At 72.4% G+C, this 22,294-nt stretch carries 20 protein-coding genes, 1 pseudogene and 1 riboswitch; of the genes and pseudogenes, 8 read left to right on the forward strand and 13 right to left on the reverse strand.

The features are described 5' to 3' along the window. Positions 1-37: 37 nt before the first annotated feature. From C6N31_RS20925 to C6N31_RS20950, 6 genes are all read right to left on the reverse strand, one after another. Positions 38-904, reverse strand: coding sequence for an ECF transporter S component (locus C6N31_RS20925; RefSeq protein ID WP_138357691.1), 867 nt, complete (start codon positions 902-904; stop codon positions 38-40). Then, on the reverse strand, positions 901-2,517 hold the full coding sequence (locus tag C6N31_RS20930; RefSeq protein ID WP_138357690.1) for an ABC transporter ATP-binding protein: 1,617 nt from the start codon (positions 2,515-2,517) through the stop codon (positions 901-903). The genes C6N31_RS20925 and C6N31_RS20930 overlap by 4 nt, the downstream gene beginning before the upstream one ends. Further along, the gene (locus C6N31_RS20935) at positions 2,514-3,734 is read right to left on the reverse strand and encodes a CbiQ family ECF transporter T component (RefSeq protein WP_138357689.1); all 1,221 of its coding nucleotides are present in this window, start codon (positions 3,732-3,734) and stop codon (positions 2,514-2,516) included. Before C6N31_RS20935 ends, C6N31_RS20930 begins: the two co-directional genes overlap by 4 nt. Next, complete coding sequence (locus tag C6N31_RS20940; protein ID WP_138357688.1) at positions 3,731-4,420, reverse strand: SCO2322 family protein; 690 nt, start codon at positions 4,418-4,420, stop codon at positions 3,731-3,733. Before C6N31_RS20940 ends, C6N31_RS20935 begins: the two co-directional genes overlap by 4 nt. Then, entirely contained in the window at positions 4,420-5,625 is a 1,206-nt protein-coding gene (locus C6N31_RS20945; protein WP_138357687.1) for an SCO2321 family membrane protein, read from the reverse strand. Before C6N31_RS20945 ends, C6N31_RS20940 begins: the two co-directional genes overlap by 1 nt. A gap of 304 nt (positions 5,626-5,929) precedes the next feature. After that, positions 5,930-6,056, reverse strand: a riboswitch (cobalamin riboswitch). A 65-nt stretch (positions 6,057-6,121) separates the two neighbouring features. Continuing rightward, positions 6,122-7,138 carry a Strvi_7410 family MBL fold metallo-hydrolase gene (locus tag C6N31_RS20950; RefSeq protein ID WP_138357686.1) on the reverse strand — a complete coding sequence of 339 codons (1,017 nt, stop codon included), beginning with the start codon at positions 7,136-7,138 and terminating at the stop codon, positions 6,122-6,124. A gap of 102 nt (positions 7,139-7,240) precedes the next feature. Between C6N31_RS20950 and C6N31_RS20955 the strand changes: the two genes are divergently transcribed. The 3 genes and pseudogenes from C6N31_RS20955 to C6N31_RS47145 form a co-directional block, all read left to right on the forward strand. Continuing rightward, positions 7,241-8,725 (forward strand): aldehyde dehydrogenase, encoded by a 1,485-nt coding sequence (locus C6N31_RS20955; RefSeq protein ID WP_138357685.1) that lies wholly within the window; start codon positions 7,241-7,243, stop codon positions 8,723-8,725. Beyond that, complete coding sequence (locus tag C6N31_RS20960) at positions 8,725-8,958, forward strand: ferredoxin (protein ID WP_138357684.1); 234 nt, start codon at positions 8,725-8,727, stop codon at positions 8,956-8,958. Before C6N31_RS20955 ends, C6N31_RS20960 begins: the two co-directional genes overlap by 1 nt. Before the next feature lie 228 nt (positions 8,959-9,186). Then, positions 9,187-10,821 (forward strand): annotated as a pseudogene (locus tag C6N31_RS47145) (class III lanthionine synthetase LanKC N-terminal domain-containing protein); the annotation flags it as partial. Positions 10,822-11,043: 222 nt separating this feature from the next. On the opposite strand, the gene C6N31_RS20970 reads toward C6N31_RS47145, so the two are convergent. Both C6N31_RS20970 and C6N31_RS20975 read right to left on the reverse strand, forming a co-directional pair. Further along, a complete protein-coding gene (locus C6N31_RS20970) occupies positions 11,044-11,619 on the reverse strand; it encodes a response regulator transcription factor (protein ID WP_164296714.1) in 576 nt (191 codons plus the stop codon). 278 nt (positions 11,620-11,897) lie between these two features. Then, on the reverse strand, positions 11,898-12,521 hold the full coding sequence (locus C6N31_RS20975) for a TetR family transcriptional regulator (RefSeq protein WP_138357682.1): 624 nt from the start codon (positions 12,519-12,521) through the stop codon (positions 11,898-11,900). 234 nt (positions 12,522-12,755) lie between these two features. On the opposite strand from C6N31_RS20975, the gene C6N31_RS20980 reads away from it, so the two are divergent. Genes C6N31_RS20980 through C6N31_RS20990 form a run of 3 tightly spaced genes read left to right on the forward strand, consistent with a single transcriptional unit; the run spans position 12,756 to position 15,888 of the window. After that, the gene (locus tag C6N31_RS20980) at positions 12,756-14,045 is read left to right on the forward strand and encodes a glycosyltransferase family 4 protein (protein WP_138357681.1); all 1,290 of its coding nucleotides are present in this window, start codon (positions 12,756-12,758) and stop codon (positions 14,043-14,045) included. Further along, on the forward strand, positions 14,039-14,782 hold the full coding sequence (locus tag C6N31_RS20985) for a class I SAM-dependent methyltransferase (protein WP_138357680.1): 744 nt from the start codon (positions 14,039-14,041) through the stop codon (positions 14,780-14,782). The genes C6N31_RS20980 and C6N31_RS20985 overlap by 7 nt, the downstream gene beginning before the upstream one ends. Next, complete coding sequence (locus C6N31_RS20990; RefSeq protein WP_138357679.1) at positions 14,779-15,888, forward strand: prenyltransferase/squalene oxidase repeat-containing protein; 1,110 nt, start codon at positions 14,779-14,781, stop codon at positions 15,886-15,888. Before C6N31_RS20985 ends, C6N31_RS20990 begins: the two co-directional genes overlap by 4 nt. Before the next feature lie 94 nt (positions 15,889-15,982). On the opposite strand, the gene C6N31_RS20995 is transcribed toward C6N31_RS20990, so the two are convergent. Further along, on the reverse strand, positions 15,983-16,270 hold the full coding sequence (locus tag C6N31_RS20995; protein WP_138357678.1) for a hypothetical protein: 288 nt from the start codon (positions 16,268-16,270) through the stop codon (positions 15,983-15,985). An 83-nt stretch (positions 16,271-16,353) separates the two neighbouring features. On the opposite strand from C6N31_RS20995, the gene C6N31_RS21000 reads away from it, so the two are divergent. Together C6N31_RS21000 and C6N31_RS21005 are read left to right on the forward strand one after the other, a co-directional pair. Then, positions 16,354-17,133 carry a maleylpyruvate isomerase family mycothiol-dependent enzyme gene (locus C6N31_RS21000; protein ID WP_138357677.1) on the forward strand — a complete coding sequence of 260 codons (780 nt, stop codon included), beginning with the start codon at positions 16,354-16,356 and terminating at the stop codon, positions 17,131-17,133. 117 nt (positions 17,134-17,250) lie between these two features. Next, a complete protein-coding gene (locus C6N31_RS21005) occupies positions 17,251-17,796 on the forward strand; it encodes a hypothetical protein (RefSeq protein ID WP_138357676.1) in 546 nt (181 codons plus the stop codon). Positions 17,797-17,802: 6 nt separating this feature from the next. Here the strand turns inward: C6N31_RS21005 and C6N31_RS21010 are convergent, their stop codons facing one another. The 4 genes from C6N31_RS21010 to C6N31_RS21025 all read right to left on the reverse strand — a co-directional run bounded on the left by C6N31_RS21010 (position 17,803) and on the right by C6N31_RS21025 (position 21,793). Then, positions 17,803-18,813 carry an LLM class F420-dependent oxidoreductase gene (locus C6N31_RS21010; RefSeq protein WP_138357675.1) on the reverse strand — a complete coding sequence of 337 codons (1,011 nt, stop codon included), beginning with the start codon at positions 18,811-18,813 and terminating at the stop codon, positions 17,803-17,805. 169 nt (positions 18,814-18,982) lie between these two features. Then, positions 18,983-19,900, reverse strand: coding sequence for a DUF5336 domain-containing protein (locus tag C6N31_RS21015; RefSeq protein WP_138357674.1), 918 nt, complete (start codon positions 19,898-19,900; stop codon positions 18,983-18,985). A 176-nt stretch (positions 19,901-20,076) separates the two neighbouring features. Further along, on the reverse strand, positions 20,077-21,057 hold the full coding sequence (locus tag C6N31_RS21020) for an N-acetylmuramoyl-L-alanine amidase (RefSeq protein WP_138357705.1): 981 nt from the start codon (positions 21,055-21,057) through the stop codon (positions 20,077-20,079). A gap of 88 nt (positions 21,058-21,145) precedes the next feature. Beyond that, the gene (locus C6N31_RS21025; protein ID WP_187144860.1) at positions 21,146-21,793 is read right to left on the reverse strand and encodes a class I SAM-dependent methyltransferase; all 648 of its coding nucleotides are present in this window, start codon (positions 21,791-21,793) and stop codon (positions 21,146-21,148) included. Between the last annotated feature and the right edge of the window lie 501 nt (positions 21,794-22,294).

Raw genomic sequence — 22,294 nt, forward strand, 5'->3', positions numbered from 1 at the left:
GCCCCGGGCCCCGGTCCTCAAGCGCCGGACGGCTGCATCAGCCGTCCGGCGCTTGAAAACTGGTCGGCACCTCGAACGCGGCGCGGCGCGTGGCTCGGCGTAGCGCCTTGAGGATCGTCGCGCCGAGGGTGAGCGTGAGGATTGCGGTGACGGCGGCGCGTGGGAGGTCCCAGCCGAGCGAGGTGGCGAGGCAGTACGCGACGAAACGGCTGAGGTTGTCGAGGACCGGGTCGCCGCCGACGTAGGAGATCCCGGAGGAGAGCCCTCCGATGGTCACCCAGCCCTGCAGATTCATGACCGTGCCGTAGAAGATCGACGAGAAGACGCCGTACGCCGCGAGCATCGCGAGCTCGCCGCGGCCGCGCAGCGTGTCGGGGCGGGGCAGCAGGCCCGCGCCCATGGCGACCCAGCCCATCGAGAGCATCTGGAACGGCATCCACGGTCCGACGCCGCCGGTGAGCAGCGCGGAGGCGAACATCGACACGGCTCCCAGTACGAAGCCGAATCCGGGGCCGAGCACCCGTCCCGACAGCACCATCAGGAAGAACATCGGCTCGATGCCGGCCGTGCCGGCGCCCAGCGGGCGCAGGGCGGCCCCGACGGCGGCCAGTACGCCGAGCATGGCGATCGACTTGGCGTCCATCCCGCCGTCCGCGATCGTCGCGATCACCACGGCGATCAGCATCGGCAGCAGCGCGGCGAACAGCCAGGGGGCGTCCTTGCTGTGGGCGAGCCCGGTGCCGGGGTCGGCGAGCAGCGGCCAGCCGAACAGGGCGATGCCGATCGCGGAGATCAGGGCCAGCGCGACGACGGAGCGCGGACCGAGCCGGATGGGACGTACCTGGCGGTCGGCGCGCGGTCGCGGCCCGGGAGACGTTTCGGGAGGCGTTCCGGGAGGCGTCATGACGACTCCTCCAGGGCCAGCGCGACCTGCGGGACCGTCAGCCAGGGGAGCGGCGCGAGGATCTTGGAGACCTGGGGGGCGAAGGCGGGGGAGGAGACCACGACCTCGGCGGTCGGGCCGTCCGCGACCACCTCGCCGTCGGCCAGGATCACCACCCGGTGGGCGAGTTCGGCGGCCAGTTCGACGTCGTGCGTGGCCAGTACGATCGCATGGCCGTCGGCCGCCAGTGCCCGCAGGAGCGCGATCAGCCGGCCCTTGGCGGCGTAGTCGAGGCCGCGGGTCGGCTCGTCGAGCAGCAGCAGCGGCGGCCGGGCGGCCAGGACGACGGACAGCGCCAGTGCCAGCCGCTGGCCCTCGGAGAGATCACGGGGATGGGTCTCGTCGAGGACGCCCGGCAGGAGTGCGGTGACCAGCGCGCGGCAGGTGCCGGGCGCGGCGTGCGCGTCCTGGTCGGCGGCCGCGCACTCGCCGGCCACGGTGTCCGCGTAGAGCAGGTCCCGCGGCTCCTGCGGTACCAGGCCCACCTGCCGGATCAGCTCGCCCGGCTTCGTTCTGGACGGGACCAGGCCGCCGACGGTCACCGTGCCGGAGGCGGCGGTGTGCAGGCCCACGAGCGTGGACAGCAGTGTCGACTTGCCCGCTCCGTTGCGGCCCATCAGCGCGACGGTCTCGCCCGGCCGGACGGTCAGCGACACCTGGCGCAGCGCCTCGGTCCTGCCCCGGCGGACGGAGAGCCGGTCGAGCACCGCCACCGGTGCGGCCGCGGCCGGCAGCACGGGCGCGGCCGGGGGAGTACGGTCCGCCAGCCGCTCACGCAGCGGTCCGGCCTTCCGGCGCGCGTCGCGTACCGACAGCGGCAGCGGCGACCAGCCCGCGAGGCGGCCCAGCGCCACCACCGGCGGGTGGACGGGGGAGAGCGCCATGATGTCGGCGGGCGCGCCCTGCAGCGGGGCGGCGCCGGGGGCGGGCAGCAGGATCACCTGGTCCGCGTACTGCACGACGCGCTCCAGCCGGTGCTCCGCCATCAGCACCGTCGTCCCCAGGTCATGGACCAGCCGCTGCAGCACGGCCAGCACCTCCTCGGCCGCGCCGGGGTCCAGCGCGGACGTCGGCTCGTCCAGCACCAGCACCTTGGGGTGGACGGTGAGCACCGAGCCGATGGCGACGCGCTGCTGCTGGCCGCCGGAGAGCGTGGCGATCGGCCGGTCCCGCAGTTCGGCCAGGCCCAGCAGGTCGAGGGTCTCCTCGACGCGGCGGCGCATGGTGGCGGGCGCCAGGCCCAGCGACTCCATGCCGTAGGCGAGTTCGTCCTCGACGGTGTCGGTGACGAAGTGCGACAGCGGATCCTGGCCGACGGTGCCGACGACATCGGCGAGTTCGCGCGGCTTGTGCGTCCGGGTGTCACGGCCCGCCACCGTGACCCGGCCGGACAGGACCCCGCCGGTGAAGTGCGGCACCAGACCGGACACCGCGCCCAGCAGAGTCGACTTACCGACTCCGGACGGCCCGACGAGCAGGCACAGTTCGCCCTCGGGGACGGTGAGGTCCACTCCGGCGACGGCGGGCTCTGCGGCGTTGTCGTACCGGACGGACACCTGCTCGAAGCGGATCACGTGCGGTCCTCCTTCGAGTTCGGCTTCGGGATGACGCGCCGGGTCGGGATCACGCGCGGGGCCGGGACGACCTGCGGGGCGGGGGACACCGGGGTGGGCCGGGGCAGCGCCGGGGGCGGTGCGACGAACGCCGGCAGCAGCCCGATCAGGATCGAGAGCGCGGGCCACAGGGGCAGCGTGGGTGCGGTGAGCGGGATCGTCGGCGGGGCCAGCGCCAGCGGATCGTGCGAGGCCGCATAGATCATCAGCGCCGCCACCGCGATCCCGGAGCCCGAGACCAGCCAGGCCCGCGCGCCCCACCGGTCGGGCCGGTAGCGGCTGCGGATCGACCGCCGGCCGCCGAGCCGCAGCCCCGCCAGCGCCGAGACCAGCCCGAGCAGCAGCACGGGCACGCCGTACCCGGCGCCGGACGCGGACAGCAGCGCGTACGTCCCCGCGCACACGCCGAGCAGCCCGCCCAGCGTCAGCGCGGCCGTCGTCCGGCGTATCCCGGCCGGCACGTCGGCGGACCGGCCGTAGCCGCGCGCGTCCATCGCGGCGGCCAGCGCCACCGACCGTTCCAGCGCCCCTTCCAGAACCGGCAGTCCGACCTGCAGCAGCGCCCGCACCCCGCGGTCGTCGCGGCCCCGCAGCCGGCGGGCGGCGCGCAGCCGCTGCACATCGGTGACGAGGTTCGGAGCGAAGGTCATCGCCACGACGACCGCGACACCCGCCTCGTACAGCGCGCCCGGCAGCGACTTGAGCAGCCGGGCCGGGTTGGCGAGCGCGTTCGCCGCGCCCACGCAGACCAGCAGGGTGGCCAGCTTCATGCCGTCGTACAGCGCGAACAGCAGACCCTCCGCGGTCACCTTCCCGCCCAGCCTGACCCCCCGCGCCCAGTCGGGCAGCGGGACCTCGGGCAGCCGGAAGAGCACGTAGGTCCCCGGGATCGGCGAGCCGAGCAGGACCGCGAAGCCCAGCCGGATCGCCAGCACCACCAGGCCCAGCTTCAGGAACGCCCCGTAGGACTTCGCCCAGGGCGCGTCCGTGCGGCGGGCGGCGACCACATAGCCCGCGACCGCGACCAGCAGCAGGAGCAGCAGCGGATTGGTGGTCCTGGACGCCGCCGTCGCCAGCCCCAGCGCCCACAGCCACCACGCCCCGGCGTGCAGCGCGGTCGACCGGGTGGCGACGGCGGCCCCGCGGCCGGCGGTGTTCCGGCGTAGCCCGGTGTTCATCCGCGCCGGCGGCGGGCCTGCCAGAGGGCCGCCCCGCCGAGGGCGAGGACGGCGGCGATGCCGGCGAACACACCGACCGAGGGACCCCCGCCGTCACCGCCGCCATCGCCCGACGCCTGTGGCGCGGGTGTCTTCGACGCCGATGCCGTGCCGGAGCCGCCCGAGCCGTCGGCCACCGGCTCCCCGCAGCCCGTCTTCGGGTAGCCGGCGATGGCGCACACCATGCCCGCGGAGTTGTAGCGCAGCGGTTTGGCGACGGCGGCGAGCGCGTCGGCGCCCGTCGCGTCGCCCGGGACCTGGGCGCACGCGGTACGGGGCGCGGGCGGTGCCGCACCGCCGCCCGCGTCGGCGGCGGTGCCGAAGTCCAGCACGAGGGCGATGCGCTTGGTGCCGCCCTTGGGCGGGGTGCCCGTGCAGATCGCGGCGAACGACGTGGCGCCGGGGACGTCACGCGGCTTCGAGGAGTCCTGGGCCTCGGCGCTGGCCGCGAAGCGCCAGCCCTCCACGGACCCGTCGGCGGGCCGGTCCAGCGCGGGACCGGTCTGCGCGTACGTCCAGGTGTCGCCTGAACGCTGCCAGAACGACCAGTAGCGGTACGCGGCGGCCTGTGCGGGCAGGGCGGAGACGGCGAGCAGCGCGCCGAGCGCCAGCAGGACGGCGAGGACCCGCAGCCGGGGGCGCGGCATCAGCCCTGCTTCTTCTTGCGGCCGCTGACGAGGAAGCCGACGCCGATGCTGGCGACGAAGAAGACCCCGACGATCCACCAGGTGGCGGAGGAGGACTTGCCGTCCTTCTTCTCGGTCTTGTCGGACGGCGACGGGCTCGCGCTCGCCGCGGCGGCCGGCTTCGGGCCGAGGTTGGTCAGCTGCTGGACGAGGTCCGCGCCGCCGGCGCTGCGCGGGTCGTTGCCCGTCGCGTGGGCGGCGAGGACCAGCTGGGAGAGGGCGGCGGGGTTGCCCTTCGACCAGACGGCGGAGTTCTTCGCGAGCCAGTCGTACGACGTCTTCGCGGTGTCGAGGTTGCCGCCCGCGGCCAGCGCGACCACGGCGTCGGCGGTGGTGCCGTAGTCCGGCGTCGGCTTGTCCGCGCCCGGGGTGACGGCGGTCAGGTGCGCGCCGCCCGCGGTGAGCTGCGCGGTCAGGTACGCGGCGCCGGCCGAGGCCGAACCGGCCGCGTCGAGCGTCTTGAAGGCGTCCGGCGACGCACAGTCCGGGGCCTTCGCGGCCGTGTTCGCGGTCGGCGCGGTGACGACGAAGCCCGCACCGCGGGCGCCGCGCACCGCGTCGGCGGTGGCCTTGGCGTTCACGGTGAGCTTGCCGTTCATCGGGTAGCCGAAGGCGCCGCGGTCGGCGGCCTTGGCGTCACAGCCGAACTGGAAGGCCTTGAGGCTGTCCTGCGACGCCTTCACGTCCTGCTTGACGGCCGCCAGCGCGCCGATCACGACAGCCGTGGAGTCCGGGTCGGAGGCGCCGCCGGGGTTGTACGACCAGCCGCCGTCCTTGTTGCGCACCGAGGTCAGCCAGTCGGTGGCCTTCTTCACCACGGCGTCCTTGCCGCCCAGCGCGGTGAGCGCCTGCACGGCGATGCCCGTCGCGTTGGTGTCCTCCGTCTTGGCGTCGCAGGCCTTCGCCGGGTCGGCCCGGTACGACGGGAAGCCGCCGTCCGCGCACTGCTGACCGGTCAGCCAGGTGACAGCGCTGTCGGCCGGCCGCACCCCGGCGGTGTCCAGCGCCAGCAGCGCGTACGACTGCCGCCACACCCCGTCGTACGTCGGGTCCCCGGTGCCGTAGAGACCCGGCGGCAGCGGGGTGTCGGCGGAGGCTGCGGGCACCGCGGCCATACCGAGCACGGTGGCGGCGGCGAGCGCGGCGGCGCTGCGACGGAGGTTCATGAGGGGTTGATGCCTTTCGCTGAGCGGGTGCGTGGCCGGGCGCACCGCTGCGAGCCCGCGCACTGCGCGGGGCACCGGGCTCCGGCTCCTTGCGACCTGGGGAGACATAGGGAGCGGGCTCGCGACGCCCGGCGGCCGCGCCTCCGGCGTTGTCGTCGGTCGACGACGCTCCGCGTCGCCTTCCTCCTCCGCCTTGGATGCGCAGCCGCATGACGCCGCTCGCTGATCCGCTCCCTATGTCTCCCCAGGTCGCTACCTCGACGGTGCCGGTCGCCGCCGATACGTCGCCGCATCTGCCGGACCGGGAGCCGCTCCCGTCCGCGCGGGTACTCCGACTCGCCGCCCCTGCCCTGGGGGACGGCTCACGGTTGCGGGTCAGTGCCGGATTCGCGCCGGCTTCCCCCGCTCGGACGTGGATGGAATTGTCCCGAACATCGTATGCCCTGCGGGTGCCGCTCCCGGTCCCGGCCCGCCCGCGCCCCGGCCGCCCGTGCTGTCAGACCGCCTGGTAGGTGACCGGGTCGGAGCCGGGCACGGCCTCGGCGCGGCCGGCCTTCACCAGCCGCCGCAGATGGGCCTCGGCCTCGGAGACGGCGATGTTGCGGGAGCCGAACGGGATCTGCTCCCAGGGGCGGTTCCACTCCATCACCTCGGCGAGCTGCCAGGGGGTGCGCGGTGCGTCACTGATCAGCGCCGCCAGCCCGGCGAGCCGCTCCTCGTGGTGGTCGAGCAGCTCCCGCACCCGGCCGGCCGCGTCCTTGAACGCGTACTGGTGGGCGGGCAGCACCTCGTCGGGGTTCAGCCGGCCGATGCGCTCCAGGCTGGCCAGGTAGTCGCCGAGCGGATCGGTCTCGACCTCGTCGTCGGGGTCCTCGTACAGCCCGATGTGCGGGGAGATCCCCGGCAGCAGATGGTCACCGGAGAACAGCCGCCGGCTCTCCTCCAGGAACAGGCAGACGTGCCCGGGGGTGTGGCCGGGCGTCCAGATGGCGCGCAGCCGCCGGCCGGCGAGGTCCACGAGCTCGCCGGGTTCGATGTCGCGGTCCGGGAGCGCGGGCCGCAGCCCCGGCAGGGTGCTCATCCGCCCCGATTCGCGGGCGGCGCGCAGCGGGGCGATGTGCTCCTCGGGGGCGCCGGCGGCGGTGAGTTTGGCCGTCATGAAGGTCAGCCAGCGGGCCGGCTCGGCGGACCGGGTGCGGCGCACCACGTCCGCGTCGGCGGAGTGCATCGCGATCCAGGCGCCGGACACCTCGCGGACCTGCGCGGACAGCCCGTGGTGGTCGGGGTGGTGGTGGGTGATCAGGACACCGTGCACCTCGGCGACGGAGGTGCCCGCCTCGACGAGCCCGGCCTCCAGCGCGGCGTACGAGTCCGGATCGTCCCAGCCGGTGTCGATCAGTACGGGACCGCGGTCGGTGTCCAGGAGATGGACGAGCGTGTGGCCGAGGGGGTTGTCGGGGATCGGGACCGGGATGCTCCAGACCCCTCCGCCGTGGTCGGTCACGCGCACCATCTGGTCCCCTCTCGCCGACGAAGTCATTGCCCACTATAACTAGAACTGGTATCAGTTCTGAAACAGCGTCAGGTATGGGCCGACCCGCAGGAGGCACCAGTAATGACCGACCTCATCGAACACGGACAGCTGTTCATCGGCGGGGAGTTGGTGGACCCGCTCGGCAGCGGGACCATCGAGGTCATCTCCCCGCACACCGAGCAGGTCATCGGGCGGGTGCCGCACGCCTCCCGCGCCGACGTGGACCGCGCGGTCGCCACGGCCCGCAAGGCGTTCGACGAGGGTCCGTGGCCGCGGATGACCCTCGACGAGCGGATCGCCGTCGTCACCCGCATCAAGGACGCCATCGCCGTCCGGTACGACGAGATAGGCCGTCTCATCAGCTCGGAGAACGGCTCCCCCTACTCGTGGAGCATCCTCGCCCAGTCGCTCGGCGCGATGATGGTGTGGGACGCGGCGATCACCGTCGCCCGCGACTTCCCCTACGAGGAGCACCGCACCGGCGTCCTCGGCCCGATCCTGGTCCGCCGTGAGCCCGTCGGGGTCGTCGCGGCCGTGGTGCCGTGGAACGTCCCGCAGTTCACCGCCGCCGCCAAGCTCGCGCCCGCGCTGCTCACCGGCTGCACCGTCGTGCTGAAGCCGTCGCCGGAGACCCCGCTCGACGCGTATGTGCTGGCCGAGATCACCAAGGAGGCCGGGCTGCCCGACGGCGTGCTGTCCGTCGTGGCGGCCGACCGCGAGGTCAGCGAGTACCTGGTCGGCCACCCCGGCGTCGACAAGGTCTCGTTCACCGGCTCGGTCGGGGCCGGCCGGCGGGTGATGGAGGTCGCGTCCCGCAACCTCACCCGCGTCACGCTGGAACTGGGCGGCAAGTCCGCCGCCGTCATCCTCCCGGACGTGGACCTGGACACCGCCGTCCCCGGCATCACCTCGGCCGCCTGGATGAACAACGGCCAGGCGTGCGTGGCCCAGACCCGGATCCTGGCGCCGCGCTCCCGCTACGACGAGATCGCCGAGCGCTTCGCGGCGGCCGCCTCCGCGCTGGTCGTCGGCGACCCGCTCGACCCGGCCACCGAGGTCGGCCCGCTGGTCGCCAAGCGCCAGCAGCAGCGCTCGTTCGACTACATCAAGATCGGTCAGGAGGAGGGCGCGAAGGTCCTGACCGGCGGCGGCCGGCCGGCCGGTCTTGACACCGGCTGGTACGTCGAACCGACGCTCTTCGGCGACGTCAGCAACTCCATGCGGATCGCCCGCGAGGAGATCTTCGGCCCGGTCATCTGTCTGCTCCCGTACGACGACGAGGCCGAGGCGCTGCGGATCGCCAACGACTCCGACTTCGGGCTGTCCGGCAGCGTCTGGACCGCCGACGTCGAGCACGGCATCGACATCGCCCGCCAGGTCCGCACCGGCACGTACTCGGTGAACACCTTCAGCCTCGACATGCTCGGCCCGTTCGGCGGCTACAAGAACTCCGGCGTGGGCCGGGAGTTCGGCCCCGAGGGCTTCGGCGAGTACCTGGAGCACAAGATGATCCACCTGCCGGCCGGATACCAGGCGCCGGCCGGTACGGCGGGGGCGGAGGGCTGATGGGCGACCGCTGGCACATCGAGGTGGACCGCACGGTCTGCATCGGCTCCGGCATGTGCGTCAACGCGGCCCCGGACGGCTTCACCCTCGACGGCGCCCGGCAGTCCCACCCCGCCGCCGCCGAGTCCGACGCCTCGGAACAGGTGCTGGCGGCGGCCGAAGGGTGCCCGGTGGAGGCGATCACGCTCACCCTGCTCGCCACCGGCGAGCCGGTCTTCCCGCCCGAGGAGTAACGGAACAGCTGTCCCGCCGCAGGTCAGGGACACCTCCTGACCTGCGGCTGCGCACCCGTGCATTACGCACATATGCGTTCTGCACGGGTGTTTCGTTACGGACGCGACTGTTCCCCGTTTCGGCCACGTGAAAATCTCAGCACCTCGAGGCCGGAGGGGGAGGTCATGGACAAGCGGTACGAGGTCTTCTGCCTAGTCGACAGGTATTTCTAAGGGACCCCGGACCGCTTGTCCACGGGCTCCGGTCCCGACAAGGGATCCGGTGCGTCGCTCTACGAGCCGGCCCAGCGCCCGGTTCCCGAGGGCTGGCGCACCGGACGCTCCGGTGACTGGCTGCACTTCACGCCGGTGGACGGCACCGGCGTCCCCAGACCCGGATCGCCCCCGCAGGGGTGGAAGATCCACGTCTCCGCGTGTCTGGAAAACGCCGAGAAGACCATCGCGAAGGTCTGGGACCACTGCGTCCCGCGCGGCATACCGTTCAAGTTCGTACCCGGCCCCTACTCCCTGCACCTGCGCAACTCCAAGTACGCGGGGCTGGCCGCGCTGGCCGTGGCGGCGGGCGCGTTCGGGACCGGCCGGGTCTACCGCGCGGTCGCGGCCCTGGTGGAACCGTTGCGCGACGGCCTGGTGCGGCGGGTGGTGGCCCGCGGCCTGGACGACGCCGTACGCGACCCGCACGGCGCGGACACCGCGGTCGTCTCGCGGCTGACCCAACAGGTCGAGATCGCCCGCGACACGTTCGCCGGTCTGGTGATGGTGTCGCGGTCGTTCCTGTTCACCGTCGCGGGCGCCCTCATCGGGCTGCTCTCGCTGGCACCCGTCCTGCTGCTCGTCGTCGTACCGCCGCTGTTCGTGGGGCTCGGGCTCTTCTGCCTGACGCTCCGGCCGATGAACCGCCGCCAGGCGGCCTTCCTCACCGCGAACGAGGACGTGGCCGAGAGCCTGGGCGCGATGGCCGCCGGACTCCGCGACATCGCCGCCTGCGGCGCGGAGGAGCGGATGACGGCGGAGGCCGCGCAGCGGATCGACACCGAATTCCGCGCGTCACGGGTCCTCGCCCGCTGGGGAGTGCTGCGCGCGCTGGCCCTGGGCGTCGGCGGCCGGCTCCCCGTCGTCCTGCTGCTCGCCTCGGCGCCGTGGCTGCTGGGCAGAGGGGTGACCGCGGGCGCGCTGGTCGGCGCCCTCGCCTACCTCACCCAGTCGCTGCTGCCCGCACTGCAGGCCCTGACCCAGGGGCTGGGCACGGCCGGCTCGCGCTTCGTCGTCGTCCTCGGCCGCCTGGTACCGCAGACCGCCGCACCGGACCCGGAGGACGGAGCGCCCGTCGGGGATGCGCCCGTGCCTGCCCCCACGGATGTACCCACCGCCCCCGCCGTGGAGTTGCGCGGTGTCACCTTCGCCTACGGGGAACTGGCCGAGCCGGTGGTCCGGGAGCTGGACCTCGTGGTGCCGCGCGGCTGCCATCTGGCGGTCGTCGGGCCGAGCGGGATCGGCAAGTCGACCCTCGCGGGGCTCATCGGGGGGCTGCTGCACCCGGGTGCGGGTGTGGTGGAACTCGGTGGCCGGCCGCTGCGGGAGCAGCCGGCCACCGAACTGCCGGGGATGCGGGTGCTGATCCCGCAGGAGGCGTACGTCTTCGCCGGAAGCGTCCGCGACAACCTGTCCTACCTGTGCCCGGGTCCCGAGCCGGTCCCCGACAGCCGGCTGTGCGCGGCGGCCGGGGCCGTCGGGATGTCGGAACTGCTGGACCGGATGGGCGGGTTGGACGGCATCGCCGAGCCGGGCACGTTGTCCCAGGGGGAGCGGCAGCTGCTGGCGCTGACCCGCGCGTATCTGTCGCCCGCGCCGCTGGTGCTGCTGGACGAGGCGACCTGCTATCTCGACCCGGCGGCGGAGGCCCGTGCGGAACGGGCCTTCGCGCTCCGCCCCGGCGGCGGAGCGCTGATCGTGATCGCGCACCGCATCAGCTCGGCGCGGCGCGCGGACCAGGTGCTGGTCATGGACGGCACGCATACGGTCTGCGGCGGCCACGAGGAGCTCCTGGAGCGGTCCGCGCTCTACCGGGACCTGGTCGGGAACTGGTCAGAGCCAGCCGGCCACCCGGGATATTCGTATGGCGTCGACCCGGTTCCGGGCGCCCGTCTTGCGGGTGATCGCGGCCATGTAGTTGCGCACGGTGCCGTTGCACAGGTGCAGGACGCGGGCGATCTCGCCGATGGACGCGCCCTCGGCGGCGAGTGACAGCACGCTCAACTCGCGGGGGGTCAGCGGAATGTCGGCGGCCTGCAGGAAATCAAAAGCGAGCGAATTGTCGACGAAACGTTCCCCCGTAGCGACTCTCCTGATCCCACGGACCAGTTCCTCCGGCGGTGCGTCCTTGTTGACGAACCCCAGCGCACGCGCCTGCGACGCGCGGCGCAGCAGACCCGGGCGGCTCGCGGTGGCCAGGACGAGCAGGGCACATTCCTGGCCGACCGCGTAGTCCTGTAACTCCGTCAGTTGGGCCACGTTGCCGTGTTCGGCACCAGGACACTCGACGTCGACCACACACACTTGAGGCCGTAACGACCGAGCGCGTCTCGGTGCGTTGCGCCATGGCGTGGCCACCACCTCGATGTCGTGTTCCCTGCCCAGCAGCGCCGCGAGCGCGGATCGCATCAGCCATGTGTCATGTACTAGTAAAACCCGGATCACATTTGCCCCTTCGAGAACCCCGTGGACCGGACCGTGCGAGCAACCCCATTCGTACCCGCGAAGTCGTCAGGGATGGCCCCGCAATCCGGCCAAGGAGATGCACGGAGGCGCATTCCGTGCGCCCATGTGCCCCCCGCACGCTGGGAATGTGCGTGCGACAGGGGCCACCTGGGGGTGCCTCCGGCACATCCCACCGGCCGGTATCGCCAGGTCCCGGGCGTGCCGTTCCTGAGGCGCCTTTTTCAGCCGCGCCGCTCCGGCGCCGTCAGGTCGATCAGCCGGCACACGGTTTCGATGTCTATCTTCACCTGCGCGATGGAGGCGCGGCCGGAGAGCCAGGTCACCAGGGCCGAGTGCCAGGTGTGCTCGATCACCCGGACCGCGGAGAGCTGGTCGGCGGTGGGCGGGCCGTCCAGGCCCATCGCGTCCAGGATGATCGCGGTGGTGAGCCGGGAGACGGTGTCGACCTCGGGGCTCACGGAACGGTCGGCGAACGTCAGGGCGCGCACCATCGCGTCGGCCAGATGCGGTTCGCGCTGCATCGCGCGGAAGGCGCGCATCAGCGTCTCGGCGACCCGGTCGGCCGGCTCGGCGGTGACCGGCGGACGCTTGCGCAGCGTCTCGTGCATCTGGCCGAGCTGGTCCTGCATGGTGGCGACCAGCAGATGGATCTTGGACGGGAAGTAGCGGTAGAGCGTGCCGAGCGCGACGCCCGAGTTCTCGGCGACCTCACGCATCTGCACCGCGTCGAAACCGCCGCGGCAGGCGAGCTGCGCGCTGGCGTGCAGGATGCGACGGCGGCGCGCCTCCTGACGTTCGGTCAGCAGGGGCGACGACGGAGTCGGCGGCTTGGGTTCTGTTGTCATATGTCCCATTCCGTGACATTCCATCCGTAATCCGCGGTCACCGTGGCACTGCGTTGCATGATGGCAGGACAGATGTCGTGGTGCGAATCACCTGGTCCGCCTCATTCGGGGCCGTGCCGCTGCCGGTAGATTCGGTTCTGAACGTTCGAGTCTGAAACTTGTTCTAGATTAGCGCGACCGGTTACGCTCCGGCGGAAGTGAGTGAGAAGGGGGCCGGGAGTGACCGTTGAGGCCATGCCACTACGGATCGCGCTGCTCACCTACAAGGGGAACCCCTTCTGCGGGGGCCAGGGCGTCTACGTACGCCATCTCTCCCGTGAGCTCGCCCGGCTCGGCCACACCGTCGAGGTGATCGGCGCCCAGCCCTATCCGGTGCTCGACGCCGTCGGTGCCGGAGTGACCCTCACCGAGCTGCCCAGCCTGGACCTGTACCGGCAGCCGGACCCGTTCCGCAATCCCCGGCTCGGCGAGTACCGCGACTGGATCGACGCGGTCGAGGTCGGCACGATGTGGACCGGTGGCTTCCCCGAGCCGCTGACGTTCTCGCTGCGCGCCCGGCGCCACCTGGCGGCCCGGCGCGGCGAGTTCGACGTGATCCACGACAACCAGACGCTCGGCTACGGGCTGCTCGGGCTCGGCACCCCGCTGGTCACCACGATCCACCACCCGATCACCGTCGACCGGCGGCTGGACCTGGCCGCGGCGCCCGACTGGAAGCGCCGGCTGTCGGTGCGCCGCTGGTACGGCTTCACCCAGATGCAGAAGCGCGTCGCGCGCCGGCTGCCGTCCGTGCTGACCGTCTCCGGCTCCTCCCGCGCCGAGATCGTGGAGGACCTGGGGGTGCGGGAGGACCGCGTCCACGTCGTCCACATCGGCGCCGACACCCGGCTCTTCTCGCCGGACGCCTCGGTGCCCGAGATCCCCGGCCGCATCGTCACCACCTCCAGCGCCGATGTGCCGCTGAAGGGCCTGGTCCACCTCGTCGAAGCGCTCGCCAAGCTCCGCGCGGAGCGACCCGACGCGCATCTCGTCGTCGTCGGCAAGCGCGCCGAGGACGGGCCGGTCGCCGCCGCCATCACCCGGTTCGGCCTCGAAGGCGCCATCGACTTCGTCAAGGGCATCACCGACGCCGAACTCGTCGACCTCATCCGCGGTGCCGAGGTCGCCTGCGTTCCCTCGCTCTACGAAGGCTTCTCGCTGCCCGCCGCCGAGGCGATGGCCACCGGCACCCCGCTGGTCGCCACCACCGGAGGCGCGATCCCCGAGGTCGCCGGGACCGACGGCGAGACCTGTCTCGCCGTACCGCCCGGTGACGCCGGCGCGCTCGCCACCGCCCTGGGCCGGCTGCTCGGGGACGCGGACCTCCGGCGCCGCCTCGGCGTGGCCGGCCGGCAGCGCGTCCTCAGCCGCTTCACCTGGGAACAGGCCGCCATCGGCACGGCCGAGCACTACCGAGCGGCGATCGCCGCCCAGTCCGCCGCCCCCGCCCCGACCCACCGGACGAAAGCAGAGGCTCCGTGCTGACCGTCGACTTCTCCCGTTTCCCGCTCGCCCCTGGCGACCGGGTCCTCGACCTGGGCTGCGGCGCCGGAAGGCACGCCTTCGAGTGCTACCGGCGCGGCGCCAATGTCGTCGCCCTGGACCGCAACGGCGACGAGATCCGCGAGGTCGCCAAGTGGTTCGCGGCGATGAAGGCGGAGGGCGAGGCCCCGGCCGGCGCGTCCGCCGTCGCGATGGAGGGTGACGCGCTCCAACTGCCGTTCCCCGACGACAGCTTCGACGTCGTGATCATCTCCGAGGTCATGGAGCACATCCCGGACGACAAGGGCGTACTCGCCGAGATGGTGCGGGTGCTGCGGCCCGGCGGCCGGATAGCGATCACGGTGCCGCGCTTCGGCCCGGAGAAGATCTGCTGGGCGCTCTCCGACGCCTACCACGAGGTCGAGGGCGGCCACATCCGCATCTACCGGGGCGACGAACTGCTCGGCAAGATGCGCGAGGCCGGCCTCCAGCCCTACGGCACCCACCACGCACACGGACTGCACTCCCCGTACTGGTGGATCAAGTGCGCCGTCGGCGTCGACAACGACAAGGCCCTGCCGGTGAAGCTGTACCACAAGCTCCTGGTCTGGGACATCATGAAGAAGCCGCTGGCCACCAAGGTCGCCGAGCAGGCCCTCAACCCGCTGATCGGCAAGAGCTTCGTGGCCTACGCCACCAAGCCGCACACCCCCGTGCTGGATGCGCGGGTGGACGCGTGACGAGTCCGGGGCGCACCGAACACCTCGTCCTGCCCGGAGTCCTCACCGCCGAGCAGGCCGAACTGACCGTGGCCGGCATCTCCGCGATCCAGCGGGCCGACGGCGCCATACCGTGGTTCACCGGCGGGCACCTCGACCCGTGGGACCACGTCGAGGCGGCCATGGCTCTGGACGCGGCGGGCGAACACGGCCGCGCCGAGGCCGCGTACCGCTGGCTCGCCGACCGGCAGAACACCGACGGCTCCTGGTACGCGTCCTACTCGTACGCCGGAGACGTACCCGGCGCGGACGCGGCCGTCGCGCCGGGCGAGCCCCTCGACCGGACCCGCGAGACCAACTTCGTCGCGTACGTGGCCGTGGGCATCTGGCACCACTACCTGTCCACGGGCGACGACGCCTTCCTGGAACGGCTGTGGCCGACCCTCTACGCCGCCGTGGAGTTCGTGCTCGCGCTCCAGCTGCCCGGCGGCCAGATCGCCTGGAAGCGCGACGACGACGGCGGCTTCCCCGAAGAGGCGCTGCTCACCGGCTCGTCCTCGATCTACCAGGCGCTGCGCTGCGCGCTGGCCGTCGCGGACTACCGCGAGGAGCCGCAGCCCGACTGGGAGCTGGCGACCGGCCTGCTCGGCCACGCCGTGCTGCACCACCCCGAGCGCTTCCTCGACAAGGGGCGCTTCTCCATGGACTGGTACTACCCGGTCCTCGGTACCGCGCTGCGTGGCCCGGCCGCCAAGGAACGCATCGAGGCGCTCTGGGAGACCTTCGTGGTGCCCGGCCTCGGGGTCCGCTGCGTCTCGGACCGGCCCTGGGTCACCGGCGGGGAGAGCGCGGAACTCGCCCTCGCCCTGTGGGCGATGGGCGAGTCCGACCGCGCTGTGGAGATCCTCGCCGACATCCAGCACCTGCGCACCGGGGACGACGGGATGTACTGGACGGGCTACGTCTACGACGACGACGCCGTCTGGCCGGAGGAACGTACTTCCTGGACGGCCGGCGCACTGCTGCTCGCGGTGGCCGCGCTCGGGGGGGACGAGGCGACCACCGCGGTCTTCGGGGGCGAGCGGCTCCCGATCGGCCTGGCTCCGGACGACGCGGGCTGCTGCTAGGACCGTACGGCCGTGCTGTCAGGAGACCTTGCCGCCAGGGCGTGGCCGGGCCCTGGCGGCCTGCCGTTCGGCCGGTTTCTTCCGTGCTGCCGGATCAGGCCCGATTGACCCGGCCGGCCACGGCATGGCCGATGACCAGGTAGACCACGGCCGGAAGGCCGTAGTTCAGCACGGTGCGGAGTTTGTCCGAATCCATGGTGAACAGGTCGAGGGACCAGCCCGCGAGCCAATTCGCCGAATTGTGGATCCAGTTGACCAGGTCGTTGGCCTTGTTGGCGTCGAGCAGATACATGAGTATCCACAGGATCAGGATCAGGGCCGCGACATCTGCGACGATCAGAATGATCGCCGCTGCGGGATTGCCTCGGTAGCGTCTGGACATAGCCCTCGCCTTGCCCCGTTAGGCTGGTTGAAACTGCTGGTGGAAAATCCTTTCGATATGAAGTAGACGAGGGATGGCGGCGCATGGCCTGGCTGGAGCACGAGGCGTACTGCACGGCGATCGTCGAGGAGACCGCCCGGCTGCGTGACACACTCCGCGGTTCCGACCCCGGCGCCAAGGTGCCGACCTGCCCGGGCTGGACCCTGCACGAACTGGCGGCCCACGTCGGCCAGGCGCACCGCTGGGCGGAGACGATCGTCGGCACCAGGGCCGAGAAGTACCTCCCCGAGAACCAGGTGCCGGACTACGAGGCACCCGCCGGCGAGAAGCTCGACAGCTGGCTGGCCGAGGGCGCCGAGCGGTTCGCCGCCACGCTGCGCGAGTCCGGCCCCGAACTGCCGGTCTGGACCTGGGCGCGGCCGCAGCAAGCCGGCTTCTGGGCCCGCCGGATGGTCCTGGAGACCCTGGTGCACCGGGCGGACGCCGCGCTGGCCACCTGGAGCGAGTACCACGCGCCGGCCGAGCTGGCCGCCGACGCGATCGACGAGTGGCTGGAGATCATCACCGATCCGTTCGCCGTCGAGCAGACCCCGGAGCTCGCGGAACTGCGCGGCCACGGACAGACCCTGCACCTGCACGCCACCGACAGCCCGGCCGGACTGGTCGCCGAATGGGTGATCGAACGCGGCCCGGAATCCGTCACCTGGCGGCGCGAGCACGCCAAGGGCGACGTGGCGCTGCGCGCTCCCCTCACCGACCTGCTGCTCGCCTTCTACCGGCGGCTGCCGCTGGACAGCGACCGCGTGCAGGTGCTCGGCGACCGCGAGCTGCTGGACCACTGGCTGGCCCGTACGGCGTTCTGAACGGCCCGGACGGCCGCCGATGATCCGTGCGGCGGTTCCGGCGGCCCGAGTGGCGGGGGTGTGCCGGCCGGGTGATCCTGCGAGGACGTGTGCCCCGTACGTCCTCGGAGGTCGACCGTGCCGAACGGCATCCCCTTGCGCCGCCTGCTGACCGCGCTGCTGCTCTGCGGCGCGCTCCTCACCGCGACGACCGCGTGCAACGACAAGGCGAAGACCGAGGTGTCCGGCAGCCCGACGGCCTCGACCACGGCCGAGAAGCAGAAGCTCGCCAAGACCCGCTTCGTCGCGAACGCCGGGCTCGCGGCGGGCGCCACCTATCAGTGGATCATCAAGCCGTACCGCGCCGGGACGTTCAAGAAGGGCGCGGACGGCCGGACGTTCGCGCTGGTCAAGGCGGGTCTGGCCGGGGCGTTCGCCTACAACCGGCTCAAGGCCGCGGCGGACAACGCCAAGGGCGACCCCACGCTCTCCAAGCTGGTGGCCCCGCTGACCGCCGGCATCGACGCCCTCAAGGACCTGCCCAGCAAGCTGCGCAAGGGCGATTCGACGGACGACGTGGTCAGCACGTTCCAGAAGACGATCGACGGGGTGAAGGAGGCGGGCAAGCAGGCGGGCGCCGAGGTCAAGGACCAGATCCCGTCGGCAGGTCAGCTAGGGGGCTAGGTTCCGCTAGCTGTTCAACTCGGCGAGCACACGCAGCGTGTCCGGATCGGGCGCGGTCACCAGCAGGTCGGTGACCGGCCCCGACCGCCACAGCTCCAGCCGCTCCGCGATCCGCTCCCGCGGCCCGACCAGCGAGATCTCGTCGGCGAAGGCATCCGGGACGGCCAGCACCGCCTCCTCCCGGCGCCCGTCCAGGAAGAGCCGCTGGATGTGCCGCGCCTCCTCCTCGTACCCCATCCGGGCCATCAGGTCGGCATGGAAGTTCTTCGCCTGGGCGCCCATCCCGCCGATGTAGAAGCCGAGCATCGCCTTGACCGGCAGCAGCCCCTCGGCCACGTCGTCGCACACCTGGGCCCGTACCAGGGGCGCGACCATGAAGTCCTTGGGAGCCTCGGCCAGCGACAGCTCATAGACATCGGTACGCATCGGCGACCAGTACAGCGGCATCCAGCCGTCCGCGATGCGGGTCGTCTGGGCGATGTTCTTCGGACCCTCGGCGCCGAGCAGGATCGGCAGATCGGCCCGGAGCGGATGGGTGATCGGCTTGAGCGCCTTGCCGAGCCCCGTACCGTCCTCGCCGGAGTACGGATGACTGTGGAACCGCCCTGCGAGCTCGACCGGCCCCTCCCGCCGGAAGACCTGCCGCAGAACGTCCACGTACTCGCGGGTCGCGGTCAACGGGCTCTTCGGGAACGGCCGCCCGTACCACCCCTCGACCACCTGCGGCCCGGACAGCCCGAGCCCCAGCATCATCCGGCCACCGGAGAGATGGTCCAGGGTGAGCGCGTGCATCGCGGTGGCGGTGGGGGAGCGGGCAGCCATCTGCGCGATGCCCGTCCCCAGCTTGATCCGCGACGTGTGCGCCGCGATCCAGGTCAGCGGAGTGAAAGCGTCCGACCCCCACGCCTCGGCGGTCCACACGGAGTCGTACCCGAGGCGCTCGGCCTCCTGCGCGAGTTCCACATCACGCGCACGGGGCCCACGCCCCCAATAGCCGAGTGCCAGCCCGAGCCTCATGGCGCCGCCCCTTCACCCCATCTGACGATGCGTCAGATCAGGACTGTACGGCACGGACAGGGACGGCGAAAGACGCGTGAGCCCCCACCCGGAATCCGGGCGGGGGCTCACAAAGCACGACGAGGGACGGCCACCTCGCATCCGCAGATGCTGCCGTCAGCCGTGAACGTCAGCCGCGCTGAATACCGCTCGTGTCCTGCAGCACGCCACGCCGGCCGTCCTGGGTCTGCGCGATCAGCGCCGCACCCCGCTGCTCCACCGCCAGGTACCACGTACCCGGCGCCAGCTCGGCGATCGGCGTCGGCGAACCGTCCTCCGCGAACAGCGGACGCGGCACCGGCACCGCGAACCAGAACGCCGTGAAGTCCGAGGAACCGGACTGCGGCGGCTGGCCCTGCGCCGGCTGCTGGGACTGCGGAGCCGGGGCGGGAGCCGGGGCCTGGCCGCCGAAGGCGTGCGGCTGGGGCTGCGGCTGTCCGCCGAACGACGGGTCGGGCGCCGGAGCACCGGGGTAGCCGTAGCCACCCGGCTGCGGCATGCCCGGCTGCGGCATGCCCGGCTGGCCAAGACCCGGCTGCGGCGCACCGTAGGGCGCGCCACCGTACGGCTGCGGCTGCTTCGGGGCGCCCATGAGCGGGGCCTGCAGCGCCGGAATGCGGGACGACAGCACGGCGACGACCGCGAGCGCGATGCCGAAGACGAGCGTCAGCCAAGCGCCGACGCCCTTGCTGACGCCGTCGTTGTTGGCGCCGCCACCGAGGTCCGGGATGACGGTGGAGAACGCCGACCACAGCGCCGACCAGCCGACGAAGACCGCCAGCGCGGTGCCCCACTGCTCCAGGGTCAGCCCAACCACCTGACGGCCCGCGGGCACCATCGCCCGGCCGGCGACGATCAGGCCCGCGGCCGCCAGCGCGGCGAGGGTCACGGTCGGCAGCAGCGGGAACAGTGCCGCGCTCCATGTGCTGACCGTCTTGTCGGAGCCTGCGCTATCGAAGGAGAAGAACGGCAGGAACGAAGCGATCAGCAGCAGCGCCGCTGCTCCGATCACCGCGCCGTCTCCTCGGGACAGGGAGCGGATGTTCACGTAAGGTCCTTTGTCGGTCTCGGTGTCTTCGTCGCTGTCGCCGGTACGCGCAGCGCTCTCTGCCAGTTCAGGGGCGAGGCGCGGGGAGTGGCCCCCTATCGTAAGGGTGTGGTCCGCAAGCGGTGAGCCGGGTGCGGCAACTGGTGCGCAATCGGCGCCGAATGGCTACCGGTTGGTCACCTCTTCCCTTGGAGGAATGCCGTAATACCGTCAGCGATGCCCTCCGCCGCACGCTGCCGCCACTTCGGATCGGTGAACTTCGCCGCGTCCTGCGCGTCCCGCATGTTGCCGCACTCGATGAGCACTTTGGGGACGGTCGAGAGATTGAGCCCGCCCAGATCGCTGCGGGCCATCAGCCCCGTGCCGTCCGCCAGATAGTTCGCGGGTGCCGAGCCCGTGTCGGTCGCGAAGTGCGACTTCAGTGCCGCACCGAGCAGACCGGACGGCGCCACGATGGGCCGGGTGTCGGCGGCCCCCGCGTGCAGGGACGCCGGGGTGATCACATGGAATCCGCGATTCCCCGCCGCCGAGCCGTCCCCGTGAACGGAGACGGCCGCATCCGCGTGCGCCTCGTTGCCGATCCGCGCCCGCTCGTCGATGCACGGTCCGAACGACCGGTCGCCGTCCTGCGTCAGCCGCACCTTCGCCCCGCGCTCGGCGAGCAGGGTGCGGACCCGCCGGGAGACATCGAGGCTGAACGACGCTTCGGCGTATCCACTGTTGGTGGACGTGCCGGTCGTGTCGCATTCCTTGCGAGTCGTCCCGATATCGACGAGCCGGTTGATGTCCGCGGTGTGGTTGACGTTGTTCGTGTTGTGCCCCGGGTCGATGACGACGGTCTTCCCGCTGAGCGGGAGTGCGGCGGCCGGGGCGGCGGGCGTCCCCTTCGTGGGGGACGTACCGAACGCCTTCCGCTGCGGATCCGTCGACGACGGTTGCCCCGACGTCCCTGACGTCCGCGACGTCGGGGACCCGGCCTTGCCGTCCGTCTGCTCGCTCGGGTCCGCCAGGGCCGACGTCGACGGCAGGGGCAGCACCCGCTGGGCCCCGTCGTCGCCGCCCGGCCCGTGCATCGACTGGTACACGAGCCAGCCCGCGAAGCAGGTGGGCACCAACGCGGCCACGGAAATGACCACGGCGCCGGTCCTGCCGCTCATCCTCGACTCGTCGCTGAACACGCTTCCGATGCTATCGGCCGCCGGCGGCGGCCGTCCCGGATCCCCGTTTCGGGTCCCCGTCTCCGTCTTAGATCCCGGTGCCGGTGCGCCGCAGGACGCGCAGCGAACGCGTCACGGACACCTCCGTGAATGCTCCGGAGTCCAGCGCCCGCCGGTACACCCGGTACGGCGCCTGGCCGCCGTCCGCCGGGTCCGGGAACACGTCGTGCACGACGAGCACGCCGTCCGGCGCCACGTGCGGGGCCCAGCCCTCGTAGTCCGCGGTGGCGTGCTCGTCGGTGTGACCGCCGTCGATGAAGACCAGGGCGAGGGGCTTGCCCCAGGTCGCGGCGACCCGGGGGGAGCGGCCGGCGATGGCGATGACGTCGTCCTCGAAGCCGGCCGCGTGCAGGGTCCTTCGGAAGGTCGGCAGGGTGTCCATCAGGCCGACCTCGGGGTCGACGAGGTCCTTGTCGTGGTACTCCCAGCCGGGCTGCTGCTCTTCGCTGCCGCGGTGGTGGTCGACGGTGACGGCCACGGTGCGGGCCGCTCGGGCCGCGTCGGCGAGCAGGATGGTGGAGCGACCGCAGTACGTCCCCACTTCGAGGAGGGGCAGCCCGGGGAGGCGCGCGGCGGCGTCGGTGGCGGCGTCGTGGAGCGCGAGCCCTTCGTCGAGCGGCATGAACCCCTTGGCGGCCTCGAAGGCGGCTTGGACGCGGGGGTCGGGGTGGGCCATGAGCTGCCGCCTTCGGGTAGGTGTTCGGTCGCGTCCGGGCATCCTGCCAGGTGGGTTGGGGGGTGCGGGGGCCGGGTCCTCCGGGGGAGGGGTCCGGAATCGTATATTTACGGTCCCCCAACCTTCGGCCGGGGGTGCCCCAGCGGCTCACAAATAGCTCGGCAGCATTTCGAACCCCTCCCCTGCGGCCCCGTCCCCCTCCCGTCCAGGCGGCGGGGGTGGCTGCCCCTGCCTTCCCATCGGCGGGCCGCGAACCCCCGGCGGGGGACGGGGTGGGTGGGCGAACGCGCCGCAGGCGCAGCGGGCCTGCTCGTTGCCGACGCCTCGGCGTGCCCCGCCGGTCAGGCGGAAGGGGCGGGCGGGTGGGGAAAGCCCGCCGCAGGCGCAGCGGTGCCGCGGGCGCTGACGTACCGGCCCCCGCCGGAGGCGGCGCGGCTCGCCGCAGGCGCAGCGGTGTCGCGGGGTGCCAACCCTGCCGGTAGGCAAGAGGGCGGGTGGGTG

This window comes from Streptomyces fildesensis (assembly GCF_016107395.1).
In the GTDB taxonomy this organism is placed as follows: domain Bacteria; phylum Actinomycetota; class Actinomycetes; order Streptomycetales; family Streptomycetaceae; genus Actinacidiphila; species Actinacidiphila fildesensis.

What these genes read in the sequence shown, in the direction of transcription:
- C6N31_RS20960 (WP_138357684.1), top strand. Translation starts at nt 8,725, where the DNA reads ATGGGCGACCGCTGGCACATCGAGGTGGACCGCACGGTCTGCATCGGC.
- C6N31_RS20945 (WP_138357687.1), bottom strand. Translation starts at nt 5,625, where the DNA reads ATGAACCTCCGTCGCAGCGCCGCCGCGCTCGCCGCCGCCACCGTGCTC.
- C6N31_RS20970 (WP_164296714.1), bottom strand. Translation starts at nt 11,619, where the DNA reads ATGCGATCCGCGCTCGCGGCGCTGCTGGGCAGGGAACACGACATCGAG.
- C6N31_RS20995 (WP_138357678.1), bottom strand. Translation starts at nt 16,270, where the DNA reads ATGTCCAGACGCTACCGAGGCAATCCCGCAGCGGCGATCATTCTGATC.
- C6N31_RS20975 (WP_138357682.1), bottom strand. Translation starts at nt 12,521, where the DNA reads ATGACAACAGAACCCAAGCCGCCGACTCCGTCGTCGCCCCTGCTGACC.
- C6N31_RS21010 (WP_138357675.1), bottom strand. Translation starts at nt 18,813, where the DNA reads ATGAGGCTCGGGCTGGCACTCGGCTATTGGGGGCGTGGGCCCCGTGCG.
- C6N31_RS20940 (WP_138357688.1), bottom strand. Translation starts at nt 4,420, where the DNA reads ATGCCGCGCCCCCGGCTGCGGGTCCTCGCCGTCCTGCTGGCGCTCGGC.
- C6N31_RS20950 (WP_138357686.1), bottom strand. Translation starts at nt 7,138, where the DNA reads ATGGTGCGCGTGACCGACCACGGCGGAGGGGTCTGGAGCATCCCGGTC.
- C6N31_RS20955 (WP_138357685.1), top strand. Translation starts at nt 7,241, where the DNA reads ATGACCGACCTCATCGAACACGGACAGCTGTTCATCGGCGGGGAGTTG.
- C6N31_RS20935 (WP_138357689.1), bottom strand. Translation starts at nt 3,734, where the DNA reads ATGAACACCGGGCTACGCCGGAACACCGCCGGCCGCGGGGCCGCCGTC.
- C6N31_RS21025 (WP_187144860.1), bottom strand. Translation starts at nt 21,793, where the DNA reads ATGGCCCACCCCGACCCCCGCGTCCAAGCCGCCTTCGAGGCCGCCAAG.
- C6N31_RS21020 (WP_138357705.1), bottom strand. Translation starts at nt 21,057, where the DNA reads ATGAGCGGCAGGACCGGCGCCGTGGTCATTTCCGTGGCCGCGTTGGTG.
- C6N31_RS21000 (WP_138357677.1), top strand. Translation starts at nt 16,354, where the DNA reads ATGGCCTGGCTGGAGCACGAGGCGTACTGCACGGCGATCGTCGAGGAG.
- C6N31_RS20925 (WP_138357691.1), bottom strand. Translation starts at nt 904, where the DNA reads ATGACGCCTCCCGGAACGCCTCCCGAAACGTCTCCCGGGCCGCGACCG.
- C6N31_RS20980 (WP_138357681.1), top strand. Translation starts at nt 12,756, where the DNA reads ATGCCACTACGGATCGCGCTGCTCACCTACAAGGGGAACCCCTTCTGC.